General features: G+C 45.9%; 14 protein-coding genes. 8 read left to right on the top strand and 6 right to left on the bottom strand.

What is annotated here, in order from left to right; all coding sequences use genetic code 11:
• Window positions 1-116: 116 nt before the first annotated feature.
• The 6 genes from ACR2PX_RS26835 to ACR2PX_RS26810 all read right to left on the bottom strand — a co-directional run bounded on the left by ACR2PX_RS26835 (window position 117) and on the right by ACR2PX_RS26810 (window position 10,145).
• Window positions 117-1,763, bottom strand: a complete 1,647-nt coding sequence (locus tag ACR2PX_RS26835; protein WP_434002426.1) for an ABC transporter ATP-binding protein — start codon at window positions 1,761-1,763, stop codon at window positions 117-119.
• A gap of 1 nt (window position 1,764) precedes the next feature.
• Window positions 1,765-3,156: an ABC transporter permease gene (locus tag ACR2PX_RS26830; protein ID WP_434002425.1), complete on the bottom strand. Its 1,392-nt coding sequence runs from the start codon at window positions 3,154-3,156 to the stop codon at window positions 1,765-1,767.
• Between the two features lie 13 nt (window positions 3,157-3,169).
• Complete coding sequence (locus tag ACR2PX_RS26825) at window positions 3,170-4,147, bottom strand: ABC transporter permease (protein ID WP_434002424.1); 978 nt, start codon at window positions 4,145-4,147, stop codon at window positions 3,170-3,172.
• Between the two features lie 105 nt (window positions 4,148-4,252).
• The gene (locus ACR2PX_RS26820; RefSeq protein ID WP_434002423.1) at window positions 4,253-6,421 is read right to left on the bottom strand and encodes an ABC transporter substrate-binding protein; all 2,169 of its coding nucleotides are present in this window, start codon (window positions 6,419-6,421) and stop codon (window positions 4,253-4,255) included.
• 459 nt (window positions 6,422-6,880) lie between these two features.
• Window positions 6,881-7,213 carry a hypothetical protein gene (locus ACR2PX_RS26815; RefSeq protein WP_434002422.1) on the bottom strand — a complete coding sequence of 111 codons (333 nt, stop codon included), beginning with the start codon at window positions 7,211-7,213 and terminating at the stop codon, window positions 6,881-6,883.
• Between the two features lie 91 nt (window positions 7,214-7,304).
• Window positions 7,305-10,145: a M16 family metallopeptidase gene (locus ACR2PX_RS26810; protein ID WP_434002421.1), complete on the bottom strand. Its 2,841-nt coding sequence runs from the start codon at window positions 10,143-10,145 to the stop codon at window positions 7,305-7,307.
• A 1,085-nt stretch (window positions 10,146-11,230) separates the two neighbouring features.
• Between ACR2PX_RS26810 and ACR2PX_RS26805 the strand changes: the two genes are divergently transcribed.
• From ACR2PX_RS26805 to ACR2PX_RS26770, 8 genes are all read left to right on the top strand, one after another.
• Window positions 11,231-13,909 carry a TonB-dependent receptor plug domain-containing protein gene (locus tag ACR2PX_RS26805; RefSeq protein ID WP_434002420.1) on the top strand — a complete coding sequence of 893 codons (2,679 nt, stop codon included), beginning with the start codon at window positions 11,231-11,233 and terminating at the stop codon, window positions 13,907-13,909.
• Between the two features lie 90 nt (window positions 13,910-13,999).
• Window positions 14,000-14,794 carry a DUF3450 domain-containing protein gene (locus tag ACR2PX_RS26800; RefSeq protein ID WP_434002419.1) on the top strand — a complete coding sequence of 265 codons (795 nt, stop codon included), beginning with the start codon at window positions 14,000-14,002 and terminating at the stop codon, window positions 14,792-14,794.
• Entirely contained in the window at window positions 14,794-16,269 is a 1,476-nt protein-coding gene (locus tag ACR2PX_RS26795; protein WP_434002418.1) for a MotA/TolQ/ExbB proton channel family protein, read from the top strand. The genes ACR2PX_RS26800 and ACR2PX_RS26795 overlap by 1 nt, the downstream gene beginning before the upstream one ends.
• Window positions 16,270-16,287: 18 nt before the next feature.
• Complete coding sequence (locus ACR2PX_RS26790) at window positions 16,288-16,809, top strand: MotA/TolQ/ExbB proton channel family protein (RefSeq protein WP_434002417.1); 522 nt, start codon at window positions 16,288-16,290, stop codon at window positions 16,807-16,809.
• A 146-nt stretch (window positions 16,810-16,955) separates the two neighbouring features.
• Window positions 16,956-17,360: an ExbD/TolR family protein gene (locus ACR2PX_RS26785; protein WP_434002416.1), complete on the top strand. Its 405-nt coding sequence runs from the start codon at window positions 16,956-16,958 to the stop codon at window positions 17,358-17,360.
• A 23-nt stretch (window positions 17,361-17,383) separates the two neighbouring features.
• Window positions 17,384-17,998 carry a TonB family protein gene (locus ACR2PX_RS26780; protein ID WP_434002415.1) on the top strand — a complete coding sequence of 205 codons (615 nt, stop codon included), beginning with the start codon at window positions 17,384-17,386 and terminating at the stop codon, window positions 17,996-17,998.
• 20 nt (window positions 17,999-18,018) lie between these two features.
• Complete coding sequence (locus ACR2PX_RS26775; RefSeq protein ID WP_434002414.1) at window positions 18,019-19,251, top strand: tetratricopeptide repeat protein; 1,233 nt, start codon at window positions 18,019-18,021, stop codon at window positions 19,249-19,251.
• A gap of 259 nt (window positions 19,252-19,510) precedes the next feature.
• Window positions 19,511-21,472, top strand: coding sequence for a prolyl oligopeptidase family serine peptidase (locus tag ACR2PX_RS26770; RefSeq protein WP_434002413.1), 1,962 nt, complete (start codon window positions 19,511-19,513; stop codon window positions 21,470-21,472).
• Window positions 21,473-21,683 lie beyond the last annotated feature (211 nt).

Below are 21,683 nucleotides of genomic sequence, written 5' to 3'. Positions count from 1 at the left end.
TTCCAGCTTTCCAGCTTTCCAGCTTTCCAGCTTTCCAGCTTTCCAGCTTTCCAGCTTTCCAGCTTTCCAGCTTTCCAGCTTTCCAGCTTTCCAGCTTTCCAGCTTTCCAGCCTAAATCAATGCACTTTAGGAACCGCACTCAACAGATTACGAGTGTAATCATGTTGCGGGTTGGTCAGTACATCTTCCGTTTTACCCTGTTCAATAATCTTACCACCCTGCATAACCGCTACCCGGTGAGCCAGGTGAGGAATGATTGAAAGGTCGTGAGTAATGAACAGGTAGGACACTTGCAGATCTCTTTGCAATTCAAGCAACAGATCCATGACTTCGGCCCGGATAGATACATCCAGTGCACTGGTGGGCTCATCGCAAATAATCAGGTCTGGCTCAACAGCAAGAGCACGGGCAATGGCGATACGCTGACGCTGACCACCTGAGAATTCGTGTGGATATCGGTAGCGATGTTCTGGTTCCAACTGAACTCGGTTCAGAAGTGACGCAACACGTTGCTCTCTTTCTGCCTTGCTAAGACCCATCTTCAGGCTGACCATACCTTCTTCAATAATGTCGCCCACGGTCATACGAGGATTCATGGAAGAGTATGGGCTTTGGAAAATAACCTGAATCTTCTTGCGAAGGGGCAGCATTTCCTTGCGGGAGAAAGCGTTAACTTTCTGATTGTTGTACCAGATCTCACCACCGGTCGCTTTTTCCAGGTTAAGGATGGCACGACCTGTGGTGGACTTGCCACAACCGGACTCTCCCACCAGAGCTAATGTTTCGCCTTTGGCAATGGAGAAGCTGATGCCATTTACGGCTTTGGTGTAATCATGTACTCGCTGTAGAAGTCCCTTACGAACAGGAAAGTGAACTTCCAGATTATCCACCTTGAGCAGGGGGGCTGGATCAGTAGCCGGACGATAAGTATCCATATCAGGCAGGCTGTTGATCAGACGACGGCTGTACTCTTGCTGAGGGTTTTCAAAGAACGCATTACAGCTGCCCTCTTCAATGATTTCACCTTGGTACATAACGCCCACCCGGTCGGCGGTTTCACGTACAACACCCATATCATGAGTAATGAGCAGTACTGCCAGGTCATGGCTGACCGTCAGTTTCTTCACCAGTTCCAGAATCTGCTTCTGAATAGTCACGTCCAGAGCTGTAGTCGGCTCATCCGCCAAAAGAATATCAGGCTCACAAGCCAGGGCCATGGCAATCATGACACGCTGCTGCTGACCGCCCGACATTTGGTGAGGATACCAGTCAACCCGTTTATCCGGATCAGGAAGGCCTACTTCTTCAAACAGCCCAATAGTGCGTTTTTTGATTTCGTCGCCAGCCAGACTGGTATGAATTTTAAGCGTTTCAGCAATCTGGTCACCCACTTTCTGAACAGGGTTCAAAGAGGTGAGTGCATCCTGAAAGATCATGGCGATCTTCTTGCCACGAATGGTGCTCATTTCCTGTTCAGTCAGGGCAAACAGATTGGTGTCACCCTGCTGGATTTTTCCCCGGGTGATTTTCAGGGCATCGGGTAATAGACGCATGATCGACAGTGACGTCATGGATTTGCCACTGCCTGATTCGCCAACCAGGGCAAAGACTTCACCCTTATTCAACTGAAAGTTGACGTCTTTCAGAATGCGGGTATCGGGCTGGTGTCTCAGGACAACATTCAGGTTGGATACCTGAAGAGCCAGTTCCTTGTTTTCAACAGCTTTTGCCTCGGTCTCCCTTACGGCTTCTGCAATGCTCATATCAGGCAGTCTCCAACTTGGTTTTGGGGTCAAAAGCGTCGTTGACCAGATCAGAGAAAAGGTTGACGGAGAGAACCAGAGTAAACATCAATACAAATGCACCGGCCAGATTCCACCAGATGGAAGGCTCACGAGACAGTTCCGTACTGGCCATGTTAATCATGTTGCCCCAGCTGGCCATTGCAGGATCAACACCTACACCTATGTAGGAAAGAACCGCTTCGGCAAGCACCAGACCACTGAAGTCCAGTACAAAGGAGATCAGGATGATATGGCTCAGGTTTGGCAGGATATGACGCCAGATAATTTGCAGGTGGCTGACACCAAAGGCATGAGCCGCCTGAACGTAATCCAGCTGGCTGATCTTCAGGGTTTCTGCTCTGAGCAGACGACAGAGTGTGGTCCAGCTGGTGATACCCAGGATGAAGCAGAGTGCCAGGAACTTGGCATCGGCCTTTTCCAGACCGACTTCAAAGTAGGATGGGTTGTTATTGATCCAAACCTGGAAAAGCAGAACAGACGCAGCAATCAGCAACAGGCCGGGAATAGAGATCAGCGTGGTGTAAATATACTGAATAATGTCATCCACCCAACCCCTGAAATAACCCGCCATGATACCCAGAGAAATGGCTATGGGCATGGTGATTAATGTAGCCAGAGTGCCGATCAGAACACCGGTCCGTATGCCTTTCAGACTTTCATAGAGCGTATCGTTACCAGCCTGGTCTGTACCCAGAACATGGTAAAGATTACCCATGGTGACCAGCCAGCCGAAGATAGCCATGACGACAGCAAACGTGATCCATGCTGAAGACCAGGGCAAAGCAGGCTCAGTAGACTTGCTGCGTTTGAGGAGTAGCCAGTGAATGCTGATCAGCATTCCGGCCAGAATCAGACCCAGGAAGATGCCCTTGAAAGACTGAAAAACCATATCAATGGCTTGATCGTCAGGGCTGTCCAGATGTTGGCCACCAAACGTCAGTTCGGGATAGTCTCGAATCGTCTCACCTGTCTCGGTCTTGATGTTTTCCCGGTTCCAGGATTTCAGAGAGAAAGAGGAGGAATAGGTTCTTTCCTGTCGCTCACCCATTTCGCCCAGCATCAGATCCAAAACACTGTTAACAGTATTGTTGTAGTAAACCTGCTCAGAACTTTGTCCTTCAGCAGGCGGCAGTTCTGTCCGAAAGTGCAGGGAGTCCAGTAGAGCAACACTGACGTACGTCATGATAATGACAAAGGTGCTCATGCCCAGCTTTGTTGAGAATACTTCGCGCCAGCGATTCCTGTTTTCAGGATTACGGCGCAGGGTGTAAATGAAAAACGATACCAGTCCGACCAGAATGAAGATCAGGACATCGGTCCAGAGGACAACAGGTTTAAATGCTAAATCCATTTCGAGCCCCTCCCTAGTTCAGTCGTACCCGGGGATCAGCCCAGGTGTAAGAAATGTCAGTCATGATGAGGCCAGTGATATAAAGCACTGATCCCAGGAAGACCATGGCACGGACGATGGCAAAATCCTGAGCACGGATGGCATCCAGCATATAGCTGCCCAGTCCGGGAATACTAAAGAATGACTCCATAAGCAGACTACCCATGAACAGGGTGGGGATGACCACGACGACCCCTGTCAGAATTGGCAGCATGGCATTGGGCAGAATATGTCGGAACAGGACACCGGCTTCACTCACGCCTTTAGCTCGAGCGGTTCGGGAGAAATCCTGTCCTGATACATCGATAAATAAAGTTCGGTACCAGCGGGCTCCAGCCCCGATGCCGGCAATGATCCCAATGATGATGGGGAGTATCAAAAATCGCCAGGCGTCAATACCTTCATTGAATCCTGAGACGGGCACCAGCTTGGACAGTTTTGCGATCGAGTATTGTCCCACGATGATGTAGAAGAGATAGGAGATGGACATCAGGGTGACAAAAATAGAAACCGCAAAGCGGTCAAGACGACTGCCTCGGAACATAAGCACCATAAGGGCTACACAGATATTAATCCAGACTCCGATAATAAAGGTGGGCAGTGCCAGAGCCAGACTGGGTCCCATGCGGTCAGAAATATCAGAACTGATATCACGGCCTTCATCGGAGCGGCCAAAATCAAACGCAAAAAGTTTGAGTGATTTGTTGAAGAATATCGTATCAGTGAGAGAGCTCGTTCCCTGGGATTCACTGTTGTAGAACAGGGGATCGTCGTAACCTTTCTCTTCAATCCAGTTACTGATGGCGTCTTCAGTAACGTATTTGTCGCCCAGGTGGGCTCTTGCCATATCTTCCGGGGTGTTCACTACGAAGAACAACAGGAAGGTCAGGATATTAACGCCAATCAGAATCGGCAGTGCGTAAAAGAGTCTTCTCAGTATGTATACAAGCATATTGTTTATTCCGCTATAGGCATGGTAACCCTGAAATCTCTGGAAACGGACACAGGATCTCAGTGTCCGTCCGCTTTCTTTCACTATGGGCAACTGTCCTTATAACTATTCTGTTTCGATGGTCAGTTTTTGCCTGCGACGGTAGGCGCCTATTCCAGGAATGATCAGTGCCAGAAGCAGACCGATACTACCCAGTAACGGAACCACATTAGGAGTGTTCCAGGTCACTTGCTTTTCTTCACGGATATTCTGGTCAAGGCGAACGTATTTGAGCGTTCCCTGACTGATACCGTGTCGTTTAGTGTTAAAGACCCACTGGTTAGAAAGGTAGTAATCTTTATCGTTCATTCCCCAGATCCAGGGGCTGTCTTTCTGAACTATTTCTACCATTTGATCAATGGCAACTTGTCTTTCAGGTCCGTTGGGGAGAGATTTAACCTGGTCGTACAGGCGGTCAAACTCAGGGTTGTCATAGTTGCTTGAATTACTTCCATCGCATGCACATTTCACCAGCCCCTGGCGACTATCCAGCAAGAACAGGAAGTTTTCAGGGTCAGGATAATCGGCCAACCAGCCCCAGCGGAAAATCTGGGTATTCCCCTGGCGCATTTTTTCCTTGAAACGGGGGTAGTCTGTTGTGCGGAACTCCAGTTGAATATTGAGTTTGGCGAACTGCTTTTTATACCAATCTGCTACCGGGCTGTTGTCTTGAGCAGTGGTGTCCATATAAAGGATAAGGGGCTCACCAGTTTCAACATGACGTCCATTGGGATAACCCGCCTCAGATAGAAGCTTTTTGGCATACTCAATGGGCTTGCGAACAGCGCTTTTGGTCTTTTCATTCCAGTCGTATATGTAGCCATTCATACCTATCTGGCCAGACTTATAGCCATAGAGGCCTGGTGGAATGGGGCCATGAGCAGCTTGACCAATACCGTTTCTGAAAATGTCGATATATTCCTGATCATTGAAGGCAATACTAATGGCTTGACGGAGTTTCTGTTTATCTTCTGTATAGCCACCTACTACTGGGTCAAGCATATTAAAGCCAGTGTAAAAAATAGATGGACGGTTTTCTTCGTCGACAACTACATCTATCTGTTCCAGCTTTTCTGTCAGCTCTATGCCATCAGGCCCAACAGTAAAAGCTTGGTCGAATGTGGCGGTGTTTATATTCGAACTGCCATCTCCAGAGCGATCGTAATAGCCCTGAGTGAATTTACTCCATTGTGAAGTGGTGGCCTTCTCATAGCGGAAAATGGCCTTATCAATAAAGGGGAGTTTTTTGCCAGCGTCGGCGAGATAGCCTTTTTCAGAATCCTTTTTGGTGCCTTCTGTAGGATAAAAGTCATCCCGGTAATTCGGGTTTTTCTCCAGAATGATTTCACGGTTGGGGGTGTTCCGGGTCATCATGAAGGGGCCAGTACCAATTGGGTTCCAGTCCAGTGTCAGGTTTTTCTTCTCAAAGCCAGGATTATGGTAAAAACGATCGGCTTCAAAGGGGACAGGAGCAAAGAAACGCATAGCCAGCCAGTAAGTGAACTGGGGATAGGTACCTTTGATTCGAATCGTGTAAGTCAGATCGTCTACTTTCTGGAGACCTTCCATTTCGAAATCACGGAGATCAAGCCATTGGTCTTCCTGTCTGGCGTCTTTGACTTTTTGTCCGAACTCTTTCATACCAACGATATAGTCAGACATGAGCCCGATCAGTGGTGACTTATTGAGAGGGTCACCCATACGTTTGATCTGATAAATGTAATCATCAGAATTCAATAGACGAGTAGCTTGTTCAGTAAAGTCTTGCAGCAGTATGTAGGGTGCGCTCTCTTCCGGAGTGCTGAAAATATAGAGTGGGTTGCCTTCCTGATCTTTGGCAAAAGCCGGGTGTGGCTGGTAAAGCGTACCGGGTTTGAGCTTTATAGTGACCAGGCTGTAGGCAGGAGTTTCGTTTTCTGAAACGGGCTTTAACTGGTCATTGAGAAACGTGATTTCTGGAAGCTTCTCAGCAGTAGCCGGTTGAAGCTCATAAGGGCGTTTCAGGAAATGATACTGAAGAGGCGGCTCATAAATCTGATCTAGGAAAAGACCTTCCTCAGAACTGTAGGACCTGACTGGATCAAGATGTTTGGGACGATTGATAAAACTGCCGAAATAGGTATTCAGTTCTGGGTCTGATGGCGGGTTAGGATCATTCCAGGGGCCGGAGCAGCCTGTCAGCAGGGTAGCCGCTGTCAGCGTGGCAGCCAGATACCTGGTTGCTTTTCGGTTCATAATAACTTCATTCCCGTTTTTTTAATTATTGTTCGTTATGTCCAGGATTACTGGAGCATGTCCTTTTGTGCAGAGTCGGGTAATGTCTGCTCAGAAGCCTGACCGTTATTTCTGAGCTTTATGCTCGGGTGCCATTCTCGGTCAGGCTCCAGGTTGCCTTGATCTCGGATTCTACTTATTTGTCAAGGAAACGTCATCTAAAGTAGACGTTTTTTTCAGTGTGCATTGGGTATATAAGAGTCTTTCGACCCGTTATGCCAATCACTGGCTGGGTCGAGAATAAAGAAGTACGCAGGTATCCAGCAATGCCACAGCCATCAGTTATCGTCTCGCAGTAGTTTCATGAGTTCATCGGCACTCATTGATAACTTGAATTGGCTGGCAGCTTCTTCAACGGGATCTTTAGCATTTCTATGAGGAAAATGACTCCCTTATCTCCTCTTCGCAGGCACTCAACAGTCACAAGTGATAGTACCAGTTCACAGCAAAAACACTGATGATGGTTGTGATCAATCCCCCAAATGTTATCCAGTACTGGCGATGCATTCCGCCTATTTCTGTTCTTACGTCCGAAATCTCACTTTTTAGCTCAGTCCGGACACCACTGATTTCACTCTTAAGATTGGTGAAGCCGTTCATCACTTTTTCACTCTGTTCATAAATCAGCTTTTGCATGGCTAACAGATCGTTCTTCGATGCAAAGCGTTCTCCATTTAAGGATGCTTGAACATGTGCCGCAGTCTCTTCGTCCACACCAATAGCTTTTAGCTCAGAAAATAATGATTTTTCCATACTGACTCCTGACTGGAATGAGAGAAGGTTAGTCTAGATCAGTAAAGGTGTCATTCTGAAACGCGGTGAGAGTTTTCCCACCGCTTGCTGTTTACCCCTTGGGTTGCAGTATCACTACGTCACCCAATCCCAATTCCCGGACTTCTTTCTCGATTTTTTCCAGATCACCCACGACCATCCAGATCATGGTTTCCGGATCGAGGCGCTTGTCTCCGGCTTCACGAACAGACTCGGTATTGATGCCCTTGAGCAGGTCAGCGTATTGCTCCAAATAGTTTTCTGGGAGGTTGTAGGTTTCTACACGACTGATGGCATTCAGCAGACGATCATTGGTTTCAAAACGACCTGCTTGTTCCTTGAGGCGGTTATCGCGATAGCGAGTCACTTCATCGGTAGAAGCCATCTCGTTGCTAAATACGGCTTTCAACTCATGACGGATTTCTTCCAGTGCAGGACCGGTTTTGTCCGTTTGAACAGAAGTCCTAATCAGGTAAGGTCTCTGGGCTTTGGTATCCCTGCTGTATGAACGGGCTCCGTATGACCAGCGTTTCTCTTCCCGAAGGTTCATATTGATTCGAGAGGTAAACTCGCCTCCCAGCAGGTCATTGAAGACACTGAAAGACAGCTCTTCATCCAGCTGATCAGAAGACAGTTCGGGCAGTAACTGAGCCACTGCAATAGTGGATTGCTGGGCATCCGGCTGATTGATCAGATAAACCTTGGGTTGAGTAGGTTGTGCAATTTCAGGGAAACTCACCTGAGGGATAGCCTTTTCAGGTGCGCTCCAGGTCGCCAGGTTCTGTTCCAGAATCGGCATTAACTGATCCAGGTTAACGTCACCGACTAAAAAGAGTGTGGCATTGTCCGGACGGATCCAATCATTGTAATAGCTGACAACTGTCTTTCGTTCCATGGTTTTCAGAGTTTCTGTATTACCGGAACCTGTAGCGGGGGTAGCATAAGGGTGGTCGGAGCTATAGAGCACATGAGGGAGCTCTCTCTGAAGCAGAGACGTGGGAGTGGTTTTCTCCTGTCCAATCTGCTGTAGTTTTTGTCCTTTCAGTTGATCAATATCATTCTGATCAAATCCGGGAGCAGTGACCATTTCAGTCAGAATTTCCAGACTGGGAGCCAGTGTAGAGGAAAGGCTGCTCATACTAACAGATGCCTGATCTCCGGAGATGGAGGTCGACAATGTGGTGCCGAGCTTGTCCAGTTGAGTTTGAAGCGCTGCACTGTCCAGTTTGTCATTCCCTTCTTTAAGCATCTCCAGGGTAAAACCAGGAACACCTGGGCCATAATTCTGGTGGCTGGATAGGCCTCCATTAAACTGCAGGCGCATGGAAACCATCGGGGTGCTGGTGCGATTAGCCAGAACGATTTTCATCCCATTGCTCAATTCAGCACGCTGAATTTCAGGAAGATCCAACTTCTTGCCATCACCTACAGAGGGTAATTGACTTCTGTCTGCACCTTCACTGGCTGCTGTGTACTTGGTATAAGGCAAAACGGTTTGCACATAGACGCCGTCACTCAGCCATTCTTCACCAGCGGCCTGAACAGAGTCGGGAGTGGCCTCAACCAGTTGCTTAGAGGAGACTTGATAAAAGCCGGGGTTGCCATGATAAACCTCACCAGAGGCCAGGATGTCTGACTTTCCGCCAAACCCTCCAACTCTTTCTGTTTCACGAATAAAGTCAGCGGTAAAACGGATACGAGTCTGATCCAATTCAGCTTGAGTCACGCCTTCTTGCAACACCTTATCCAGCTCTTCACGGATAATGGATTCTATTCTCTGAAGATCGGCATCCGGTTTAGCGTCTGCGCTGATGTATATTTGTCCTGCCAGAAGTCTTGAGTAAACGAAGGTTGATACATCAGTCGCCAGCTGCTCTTCTTTGACCAGACGTTGATAGAGTCTGGAGTTTTCACCTCCGCCGAGAATCGAAGCCAACACCTGAAGCTCCATGTTTTCCTTGTTACCGTCTTCAGGGATATTCCAGCTCAGGGTCAATCTTGGCTGGGTAACATGATCCTGCATCACACGACGCTTCTCGCCTGTACGCTTGGCTACCCAGGCACCTGGTACACTCAGGGGAGGTCCGGGCTGGATGTCGGCAAAGTATTTACCCACTTTTTCTTTTGCTGTTTTTTCATCGATGTCGCCAGCAAGGACAATGACCGCATTGGACGGTCCGTAATACTGTTTAAACCAGCCTTTTACGTCTTCAAGACTGGCAGCATCCAGGTCTTCCATAGAGCCAATCACTGACCAGGAATACGGGTGGCTTGCTGGGAAGGTATCTTCTGCCATTTGACCCCAGGACTTGCCATAGGGACGGTTTTCTCCCTGACGTTTTTCGTTTTGTACAACGCCTCTTTGAATGTCCAGTTTTTCCAGGGTGACAGCTCCCAGGAAATGGCCCATTCGATCAGATTCCATCCAGAGTGCCATGTCGAGAGCCTGGGTGGGGACTGTCTGGAAATAGTTGGTGCGATCATTATTAGTGGTGCCGTTCATATCCGTAGCGCCAGCACTGAGGAAGGGCACGAAGAAATCCTGGTCAAAGTTTTCTGAACCATTGAACATCAAGTGTTCAAACAGATGGGCAAACCCAGTCTTACCAAAAGGCTCATCTTTTGAGCCAACCTTGTACCAGACATTCACCGCTACGACAGGTGCTTTTCTGTCTTCGTGAACAACAACAGTCAATCCGTTATCCAGCACAAACTTCTTGTAAGGGATATTAACCGTAGGAAGAGATTGAGAGTGTGTGGGAGGCTGTGCACTAAAAAACGACGATGCGTTTTTTGCCTCGGATGTGAGCTGGCTACACCCTGTCATCATTATGGATGCTGTAATCACAGCCGCTAAGGCTTTTCGCTTGAATGGTTTTGGCTGGCGGGTGCCAACGATATTTTTATAGTTCATTGCGACGGGCACTCTCTATTGTATGGGCACTCAACCGGATTAGTCATGAGTGTTAACATCCTTGCTTTTGGCTTATTGCATTGTTTGCAAAGCAGATGGGTTTATCTGTTAAACGCTTGCAATGCAAATTTATTGTCTGAATTTTGTCCATAAATTACAGTTGCAGTAGGGTCTGTATAGAATCTGAGCTGTCGTGTATTAATTGCGCAGATAACTGACCAGTTAATTCAGTCCATTTTGAATTAATCGTTTGTTTATTGTTTACCGTGAAAAATATTTTGCTGGTCATTTTTTATACTCAAGGGTGGCGCAAAATATTTTTCTTCGCTCATGGCTGTTTATGCTGTTTGATAAAGATGAAAAATTCTATTTCATAACTTTTTTCAAGTCACTATCAATTCAACTTTATTTAAACTGGATAAACGATACAGGTTGACCAAAAATACTAAACAAATGAATAAAAATTCATAATAAGTTAAATTTATTTTTATATTGAAATTGTAAGGTTTAATTGATGATTTGGGTTTCGTGAAGGAAGTCACAGTTTAATAATCTCTTTTGATATTTTTTCATCTAATAAACTACGTATAAGAATAGGCTATAGCCCTTGATTTCTGTGGTCTATAGCCTGTTCGCCCAAAGTCCATTTCAGTGTTTAATTACTACGCTTAAAATTTAACCAATATTTATTGTTGATTTTACGTATTGAAAAGATTTAAATTCACACTGCGTCACATTTTTGAAACAGTCGTATGATCCGAAAAGGCATTACGGGAAGTAATCAATACGGAGTTCTTTCTACCCAGCGTTGATTGAATAATAGTCTGTTAAGGCTGCTTTTTAATCTCATTAAATCGCAGAGCAGTGATGTTTTCCTGTAAAAAATTTTATAGGCAAGCCGGAAAATATCGGCAAATAAATGCCAGTTTTATTACTCGCTGTGATGGAACAGGTAATACAGCCCTGAGCGGGCTAAGAGCGGAAGGCTATTAAGGCTGAAGCTCTCCTGGGCTGGAGCCCCTTTGATGTATTAAACCCGTTGGGGAATGGGTATTAGCCGTTGCGTTTTATAGGGAATACCTCAGGTGTCTGCACTCGATCAAGTGTCTGATTTGATCGATAGAAAGACAGTCCAGAGGTCGCCTGCCGGGAATGGCGGTGTAGTGGCAAGGAGCCAAAAGCTCAAGCTGGCCAATAATAAACACTATAAGTGGATAGCAAGGAAAAATAATAACATGTTCAGAAGAACTGCACTTAGCACGGCCATTGTCGTGGCTATGGGGGCTTCTGCTGGCTCTACACTCGCCATTGCAGAAGAAGTTGAAAAGCTTGAAAAGATTCAGGTGACCGGGTCTCGGATTTCTCGTGTGGATGCAGAAGGTTCAGCACCAATCACCATTATAACCCGTGAAGACATTGAGCTGACAGGAGCTACTACAGTTTCTGACGTGCTCCGTGGTCTGACCGAAAATGGTTCTGACAGTTATAACGAGAGCTTTACCAATGGCTTTGCTCCTGGTTCGGCTTCTGTTTCATTGCGTGGTCTTGGTTCTAGCCGCACACTCGTTCTTCTGAATGGTCGTCGTGTTGCCAACTTTGGTTTTGCTCAGAATATTAATGAAACAGGCGTGGATCTTAACTCCATTCCACTCAGCGCCGTTGATCGTGTTGAAGTTCTAAAGGATGGCGCATCTGCTATCTATGGATCGGATGCCATTGCTGGTGTAATCAACGTTATTCTGAGAAAGGACTTTGAAGGAAATGAAGTCGCTGTTAGCTATGGATCAACCAACGACAGTGACGGCCAGAAAGGTCAGCTTAATCTGGTTACTGGTAAGACATTTGGTGATACCAATGTCATGGTATCCCTAGACTACTATAACCAGAAAGATATTATGATGAGGGATCGCCAAAATATGGCTGATGCAGATCAGTCAGCTAATGGCGGGATCAACTGGAGAAGTTCGAGGTCTATATATCCTCGTGTTGTCCTTGCGGATGACACTTCAATATGTAACGATCCTACGGGTAATGGCTGTCGTTTCAACTATAACGATCAGTTGCAGTATATTCCGCCATCTGAGCGTTATGGAATCCTGAGCAGCATTAATCATGACTTTAATGAGAGTGTCAGCGGTTTTGTTGAGTTGGCATACGCTCGGACCCAAACAGACACGGTCTCTGCCCCAACACCACACTTTTCACCCGTTGGTAGTTTGCCACTGGATCTGCCTGCCAGCAACCCAAATAATCCTTATGGACAGGATGCTCAGGTATACAGCCGCTATGCAGATGTAGGTCAGCGTCTGAACTCGATTGATAGTAAAACTTATCGGTTTGTTACGGGGTTAACTGGTGCTCTTAGCTTTGGTGAAAGAGATATTGACTGGGATGCTTCTGTTGGTTATAGCCAGAACAAAGTTGTTAACGATGGGCGAAACTACATCCATTACCAGAATATGCTGGATGCGATTGATGATGGTTCTTATAACCCGTTGACTCCGACCAGTAACGATCAGTCTGTCATTGATGGCTTCCGTGTTAGTCTGTCACGAGAAGCTGACTCTAAAATGTCCTTTGCAACTGCAAATGCCTCTATGCCGGTATTTGAATTACCGGCTGGTGACGTTTATCTTGCGTGGGGAGCAGAATACCGGAAGGAAAGTATTAAAGACTCTCCTGATCCTCTGATTGAACAGAGAGCTATCCTCGGTTCTGGAGGTACTGGTGCTGAAGGCGATCGTGATATCAAAGCATTCTACACAGAATTTGCGATTCCGGTTCATGAAGATGTAGAGATTCAGATTGCAGGGCGTGCTGAAAAATACTCCGATTTCGGTAACACATTTGATCCTAAGTTTGCATTCCGCTGGCAGCCTGTCGATAGTGTAGTAGTCCGTGGTTCATACAGTACTGCATTTAAAGCGCCTACTTTGCCAGAGTTGTTCGGTGGTAACTCAGTATCCTACGTTGACCTTGAAGATACAGCAGGTTGTACAGACGACCCATCTGATGACTATAAATGTGAAGCCAAGCAGTATCAGGTTGTACGCTCTGGTAACGCTGATCTCGAAGCTGAGGAAGCGGAGACCTATAATATCGGATTTGTATGGGAGCCTATTGATTCTTTTGAGATCAAAATGGATGCATACAAAATTCGTAACACTAACCTGATAACAACGCGTAGCTCTCAAACTTTGATAGATGACAGAAGTGATGCAGTTGTTCGTAATCCTGATACTGGTCGTATTGAGTACATCACGAATCAATACGTGAACGTATCGCAACAAGAGATTCATGGTCTGGACGCAGAGATTGCTTATACATGGGATCTGGCTGCACACGGTACTTTGGAAACTCGCTACAAGACGAGTTTTATCAAAACTTACAAGTTGGGTAATAGCAACGGTGGTGTTGATGACCTGACGGGTACTGCCGGATCTTTCTCAGGCTCTGGTCCACGCACAAAATCCAAGCTGTTCTTTGTATGGAATAAGGGCGACTTTACTAATACTGCTGTAGTTAACTACACCAGTTCTTACGAGCAGCCATATCAGTTCGAGCATAAGAAAGTTGACAGACTTTACACGCTTGACTTGCAGGTTGCTTATACAGGTTTTGAAAATACCAAGCTGACCTTTGGTGTGGACAATGTTACCGATGAGTTGGCTCCATTCTTTGATGGAGATAGCTCAGGTATTGAGCAGAGTACTCACAGTAATGTAGGTACTTACATTTATGGTAAGGTGAATTACACATTCTGATCCATCGGGTGGGTACTGTTTAACAGTGCCCACCTTTTCCAAAAATAAGATAATAAAAACCCTCATGGGAAATGGCAGTCCATGACTACAATGAAAATAAAAACTCACAAGGTTAAAAGCCTGTGCAGCGTACTTGCATTAAGTACTGCGTTGTCGGCTTCATTACTATCCCCCGCTGCATTGGCAGAAGATCCTCTTTCCAGTGCGTTATCCACTCAGCAAAAAACTGACAAGGCTTCTCAGGTCTCTCAGGTCAAGGTAGACAAATTGTCTAACCAGACTCAGGATCTGTTGGCTGATTATAAAGGTGTGATTCGTCAGGTTGAGGCGCTCAAAGTCTACAACCGTCAATTGCAAAAAGTGGTCAATGCCCAGCAAAATGAAATTCAATCCATGCTGGAGCAAATCAAAACTCTGGACCAAACCAATATTGAGATTACCCCTCTCATGTTGAAAATGGTCGAAGCGTTGGAAGAGTTCATTGAGTTGGATGTTCCTTTCCAGATGAAAGAACGTCGTGATCGTGTTGCTCGATTGAGTGAAACACTGGACAGTCCAAACGTTACTACTTCAGAAAAATACCGCAAGATTCTCGAGTCCTACCAGATTGAAACTGACTTCGGCCGCACTATTGAAGCCTATGAAGCCAGTCTGGGTGAGGGCGATGATACCCGTACTTATAACTTCCTCCGCATTGGTCGTGTAGCTCTGCTTTATCAATCACTGGATGGTGCTGAAACCGGTCAGTGGAATAAGGAAACCCGTCAATGGGAAGTCCTGCCAGAGAGTTATCGTGCCGGTGTAAATCAGGGCCTGAAAATTGCCCGCAAACAGGCGCCGCATAACCTGATCAAGCTGCCTGTTCGTACAGCGGAGGATGCGTAATGAAGTACCTTCAAAACTCCTTTTATAATCTGAAAAAGGCGATTAAGCCAGTTGCTATCACTGTCTTTATGGGAATGGGGGCTGTGGGTATTGCTGCTCCAGCATCGGCAGAAACAGGGCTGACAGCCGACAATGGGCTGAAGGCTCTGCAAGGCCTGCTCGATAAAATCAAGCAAGACGGTGTTACAGAAAGTCGTGAAAACCGAGCTCGCGAAGCTCGCTTTCTGAGTGAGAAAAATAACCAGCAACAGTTGCTGGCAGATGCAAAAGCTGAGTTGAAAGCCCAGGAAACACTGAGCGATAAGCTCCTTAAGCAATCTGACCTCAATGAGCAGGAGTTGAAAGAAACTCAAAACACGCTCGATATTCGCTCGGGCGAATTGAAAGAGCTGTTTGGTGTTGTACGTCAGTTTGCCGGTGATAACAGAGGTATCTTTGAAGCCTCTATGATTACCGCTCAATACCCTGAGCGTACTGCTTTTATGGCGGAGATGGCTGAGAGTAAAAAGCTGCCAACCACTGCTAAGCTCGAAAATTTCTGGCACGAAATTCTACAGGAAATGGTAGAAGCGGGTCGTGTGGTTAAAATGCCTGCAACTGTCGTATACGGTGAAGGTAATGAAGCCCAAAAAGACATTATTCGTGTGGGTACCTTCAATGCTATTGCTGATGGTAAATACCTGAACTACTCACCTGCTGTGGGTAAGTTCCAGGAACTGTCTCGTCAGCCTGACTCTTCCATCCTTTCTTCTGTAGAAGGATTGGAAGAGTCTACAGCCGGGTTTGTTCCTTTCTACGTTGATCCATCTCGTGGCCAGATTCTCTCTCTGTTGGTTCAGAGTCCTAGCGTAACTGAGCGTATCGATCAGGGCGGCGTTGTTGGTTATGTCATTCTTGGTTTGGGTGCCTTGGGTATGTTCCTGGCATTGTTCTGCTATCTGAACCTGACCCGTATCGGCCTGGGTGTCAGTAAACAGCAGAAGTCTGAGCAAGTCATCAAGGGGAATCCTCTGGGTGAGATCATGCAGACTTACCAGGACAACCGTGAATCCGATCTGGAAACCCTGGAGCTCAAACTGGATGAGATCATCATGCGTTCTGCACCTTCCATCGAACGTGGTGTGGGCTCCATTAAGCTGATTGCTTCCGTTGCTCCTTTGCTGGGTCTGTTGGGTACCGTGGTGGGTATGATTGCAACCTTCCAGGCGATTACCCTGTTTGGTACCGGTGATCCGAAGCTGATGGCTAACGGTATTTCTGAAGCACTGGTAACGACCATGCTGGGTCTGGTTGTGGCTATTCCAACCTTGTTTGCCCATAGTTTGGTACAAACCAAGAGCCGTCGCATGATTCAGGTGCTTGAAGAACAAAGTGCTGGCTTTATTGCCAGGCACCAGGAACAAGATCTGAATACCGGTGCTCGTAATATGAAGTCTTCTGTAAGTCCTCAGGACGCGCAACCCGTCCATTCATAAGAGAGGGAGGAGTTGGATATGCTCTGGTTAATTGAAGAGCTCGAATCCATCCGCCGTTTTCTGGGCATGGGCGGCGATGTACTGATGATGCTGTTTGTGCTGACCCTGCTGCTCTGGGTATTGGTGATTGAGAGATATCTCTACTTTTTCACTGAGTACCCAAAGCTGATTAAGAAAACCATGGGCGATTGGGAAGCCAGAACAGACAAACTGTCCTGGAACGCCAAAAAGATTCGACTGGCCATGATTTCTGAAGTCTCTCTGAGTGTGAATCGTGGGATGCCCATGATCAAAACTCTGATAGCGCTTTGTCCGCTGTTGGGTCTGCTGGGAACGGTCGTCGGCATGGTTTCAGTATTTGATGTACTGGCCGTCACCGGGACAGGCAGCCCAAGGGCTATGGCATCAGGTATCTCAAAGGCTACTATCCCGACCATGGCAGGTATGGTTGCTGCACTCTCTGGCCTTTATTTCAGTGCCTTGCTGGAGAAACGTGCAAACCGGGCAACGCATCAGGTTTCAGACTCATTACAGCATTAAGCGGCCTTGAGCTTGAGAATCAGCCTTGAGCTCAAAGAAGAATAACTATTACTCATCCGCAGTCATAAGGGTGTGTCGCAACTGAACTGTTTAGAAGAGCTTCACAGACATTTGTGACAACCCTTCAGGGATGGGAGGAATGAAAAATGAGAAGACGTTACAGTAACGGCGCTCAGGAAGATGCAGGAATCGATATGACCCCGATGCTCGACATCGTGTTCATCATGTTGATCTTCTTCATTGTGACAACGTCGTTTATTAAGGAAGCGGGTATTGATGTAAACAGGCCTACTGCAAACTCTGCTCAGGTAGTCAAAAAAGGCAATATCATGATTGCTGTGAGTGACACTGGCGCGGTTTGGATCGACAAACGTCGAGTTGAAGTAGGCGCTGTTCGTGCCAACGTAGAGCGACTGAAAGCTGAGAATCCGGAAGGGGCTGTGGTTATCCAGGCGGATAAGGAAGCCAAATCCGGGATCGTAGTGGAAGTCATGGATCAGGTCAGGCTGGCAGGGGTCTACAGTATCTCGATCTCAGCGAAAGAGCAGTAAGGCTGGAGGCACCCATGCGTTATTTGATATCTCTGGGTCTTGGCTTTGCTGTCGCACTGGGCTTATTTGCCGTCATGAATGCGCTGGTAAACAGCAATAGGCATGAACTGGTAAATGCCGATGATACTCGCATCAGCGAATTTATCCGGTTGCAGCGACCTGAGACCATTAAAGAAAAGAAAAGGGAAATACCCAAGCCACAGCCGAAAAAGCCGCCACCTCCTCCGGAAATGAAAATTTCCCAACAGGTGGACAAACCGGTGATCGAGCAGGTCAAAATGGACATTCCGAAGATGGATGTTGATCTTGATCTGGCAGTGGGTAATGGAGCAGGAAGCTTTGCATCAAGCGGAAGAACTAGTGATGGTGGCCCAGTTCCTCTGAACCAGTTTAATGCAGGTTACCCGAGAAAGGCGCTTCAAAAAGGGCAGACTGGGTTAGTAATTATGACCTATAGAGTGAATCCTCAAGGTCGAGTTGTTGATCTGAAAATTTTGAAGGAAAAGCCGCGAGGGTATGGGTTTGCAAAGTTTGTAAAGAAAGCTGCTGCGAAGTGGAAGTTCAAGCCTGCAACACAAGATGGAAAGCCTGTGATGAGTAAGGTCTTTGAACTGCCGTATGAGTTTAATCTCGATTAACCATTAAAGAGGTATAGCGAATGAGAAAAATAAATGCTGTGCTCGCTCTGATGGCTCTTTCATCGAGTATTGCGCTCTCATCACCTGCATTTGCAGCACCCAAAAAAGCGCCTGAGCTTAGAAATATTACCTATAAGTACTTAACCAAGGCTCAGGAGCAATTAGCAGAAGATGATTATTCTGCGGCTCAGGCCAGTCTGGAACATGTACTAAGCAAGGTAAGCGGTAGTAAATACGATAAGGCAGCAGTTAACCAAATGCTCGGTGTCGTGTATGCCAACCAGGAGCAATTTGATAAGGCTTTGAAGTTTTTTAGAGCATCATTGTCTGAGGATGCTCTGCATTTACCTGCAGCCCAGCAAGTGCGCTACAACTTATCTCAACTTTTGATGATGAAAGGTGAGTATAAGGAAGGTGTAGAGGTTTTGCTGGAGTGGATGTCAAATCTTGAAGAAGGTGTGTCTATCCCTGCAAGAGCCTGGATCATGCTGGCAAATGGTTATTCTCGCCTGAATCAGTGGGAGAATGTGATAGAGCCAACGACCAAGGCTATAGAGGCTTCAAAAGAGCCACCAGAGTCCTGGTACACATTGCTTCTGGCTGCTCATTATGAGCTAAAGGATATTCCCAGTGCCATTAAAGTGCTGGAAACTCTGGTTAAGATAGCCCCGCAGAAGAAGAAGTACTGGCAGCAGCTTTCTGGCATGAATATGTCTATCAAGCGTGATCGTCAAGCTCTGGCTGCTCTGCGAGCTGCATACCGACACGGTCTATATGAGAAGGAAAGCGATTACACTCAGCTGGCTAATTTTTTAACTTACCGCCGAGTGCCTTATCAAGCAGGTCTTGTTTATCAGGATGGGCTGGACAAGGGAGCTGTTGAAGCAAACTTTGACAACTATAAGCGTCTGGCGAACTTCTGGTCTCATGCCAAAGAGTCTCGTAAGGCTGTTGATGCTTTTTATGAAGCATTAGCACTCAAAAGCGATGCTGATTTGCAATTGAAGCTGGGGCGTATGCTGGCTCAATCTGAACGTTTCGATGAGTTGTTGAAGCTGGCAGCTGATCCAGCAGAAGGCATGAAAGATAAGCATACGGGTGAGATGTTGTTTTTGTCGGGGATGGCCCATTATCAATTGGGAGATACTCGAAAGTCTTTGGAGTTGATGCGCAAGGCTACTGAAATAAAGAGCAGTCGTGGTCGAGCCAATTCCTGGATTGGGTTTTTGGAACAGGATTTGAAGAGCGGTTGATAAATATGATTTGAATAGTGATTTAGAAAGTTTCCCCCCTTTCCCTCTAACTGCCATCCAGAGCTATTCTGGGTGGGAAGGGGGGGATTTCATTTTTTAATGTTTTCAAATATTTGCATACTGTTTTTCGTAGGAGATGAAATATTTTTTATTTGGTGTATTTAATACGATTGTCATGGAATTAAAAATATCAGGTGCAATATAGAGGTTGGTTTCTGATATTTTTCATCGTGATTATAAGATAAAGGAATTATTGTTTATGTATAAGAAAGTGCTTTCCGTACTTTTATTAACAGCATTTAGCGTAAGTTTCTCTTTCGCTATAGAAAAACCCTCGATTGATGACCTAGTAACTCCAAGTAAATATCGAAGTATCAAAATTTCACCGGATGGTAAGTATTTTTCCGCAACCGTAGAGGATAGTGGTAAAAATACTGTTGTTATTATTGATAGAAAAACAATGGACGTTACTGGAGTCCTTAGTTTCACTGGTCGAGAGCAGCCAGGTGGAGTTAGGTGGGTGAGTGACGAAAGGGTTGTTGCTTCCGTTTATCGTAAGGCGGGTGGATTGGAGGCTCCTTTTAATACAGGTAATGTTGTTGCTATGAATGCCGATGGGAGCCGTAAAAAGTTGATCTTTGGCTACCAGTCTAAAAGTGGTTTAGCAGTAAACCCTACCGTTGAGAGAATGTCTTTTCTGGATATATTACCAGAAGATCCAAAGCGTATTCTGATTGCTTCTACTCCCCTTAATCAGGATGCCTCGAATCGCGTGACTGCCTACAAGCTGAATATTTACACAGGTAAAAAGGTCAGGGTTGCTCGCTCACCTGGTGACTTTGGTGAATTACTTGCGGACCAAGAGGGGCAGATTCGAGTTGCTACATCCAACGTTAGTGAAGGGGGACTGAATTATAATGAGTTCTACTATCGTGAAAGTAATGGTGATAAGTGGAAGTTGCTTAAAAGGTTTGAAGATCACAATAATGGTATAAACCTGATCTCATTTTCTCCTGATGGTAAATCATTTTTTTTCACCTCGAGACAGGAAGTAAGTGGCTCTAAGATAGATACAGAAGCTCTTTTTGCTTTTAATGTCGATAGTAAAAAAACCAGTCTTGTTTATCGAAACCCCAGGGTAGACCTTGATTCAGTTGAAGCTTGGCGTGGAAATCCTCAGGCTATACACTTAACGCCAGACTACAGCAAAGTAATTGTACTTGATAACAAAGATCCAGTCAGTAAGTGGTACCCTTCACTACAGAAGAGTTTTCCCCATTCAGAGATTAACTTTATTAATAGGACATGGGATGGAAAAGAGGCCATTCTTTATGTGAATTCTGAAAAAAATCCCGGTACTTTCTATCTCTTTAATACTGAGAAACAGAGCTTAGAGAAAGTGTTTTCGGCTATGCCATGGCTCGAAAATAAAGAGTTAGCTGCAACTGAAGCGTTTAGTATGAAAGCTCGTGATGGAGTGGAACTCTTCGGTTACCTTACCTTACCGGTTGGCCAGAAGGCGGGTCTTCCAATGATCATTATTCCTCATGGTGGACCTCATGGCCCTAGAGACTACTGGACTTATGATCCAGATGTACAGTTTTTGGCCAGTAAAGGTTACGCCGTCTTAAAGGTTAATTTCAGAGGAAGCGGTGGCTATGGCGAGAGATTTGAAAAACTTGGTTATCGCCAGTGGGGCGGTAAAATGATTAATGATATGACCGATGCTACTCAGTGGGCTATTGCTGAAGGTGTAGCGGATAAAAATCGTATTTGTATTTATGGTGCATCATATGGAGGTTATGCATCGCTGATGAGTGTGGTGAAAGAGCCTGACCTTTATCAGTGTGCGATTGGGTATGTTGGTATATACGATATGGAAATGATGTACGAGAAAGGAGATATTCCAGGGAGAGAGTCAGGTGAGAACTATCTTAAAAAGGTCCTTGGCAAAGATAAGGCAGAACTAATGGCATTCTCGCCTGCTTACCAAGTTGATAAAATTAAAGCTGATCTTTTTATCATTCATGGTGAGGAGGATATTCGAGCACACTTTGATCATGCAAAAAAACTGAAGTCTAAGCTGGATCATGCTGGTAAAGAATATAAGTGGCTGACCAAAAAAGGCGAAGGACACGGTTTTTACAAAATGGAAAACAGAAAAGAATTGTATAAGGAGATGGTTGCTTTTTTTGATAAAAATTTAAAGAAAGATTTATAAATAATAAAACTAAACGTATAGGGGCTTCAAGAAAGGAGTTCTTATACGTGGTAAATTAATAGCTAGATTATCAAGTACTCAAAGGGCTAAGTTCGTCTTATCTGTTGTTTGAACTATAATGCAGCAGTCACCTACTTTTAGGGATGCTGTTATGCAATATGCTCTCTTCAAAGCATTTCTTGATGCCATTTCGACACTGACCAGCCATCAG

It is taken from the genome of Endozoicomonas sp. (genome assembly GCF_051008435.1).
Classification (GTDB): domain Bacteria; phylum Pseudomonadota; class Gammaproteobacteria; order Pseudomonadales; family Endozoicomonadaceae; genus Endozoicomonas_A.
Note: the sequence above shows the minus strand (reverse complement) of the source record. Positions and strands in the feature narration are given on the sequence as shown.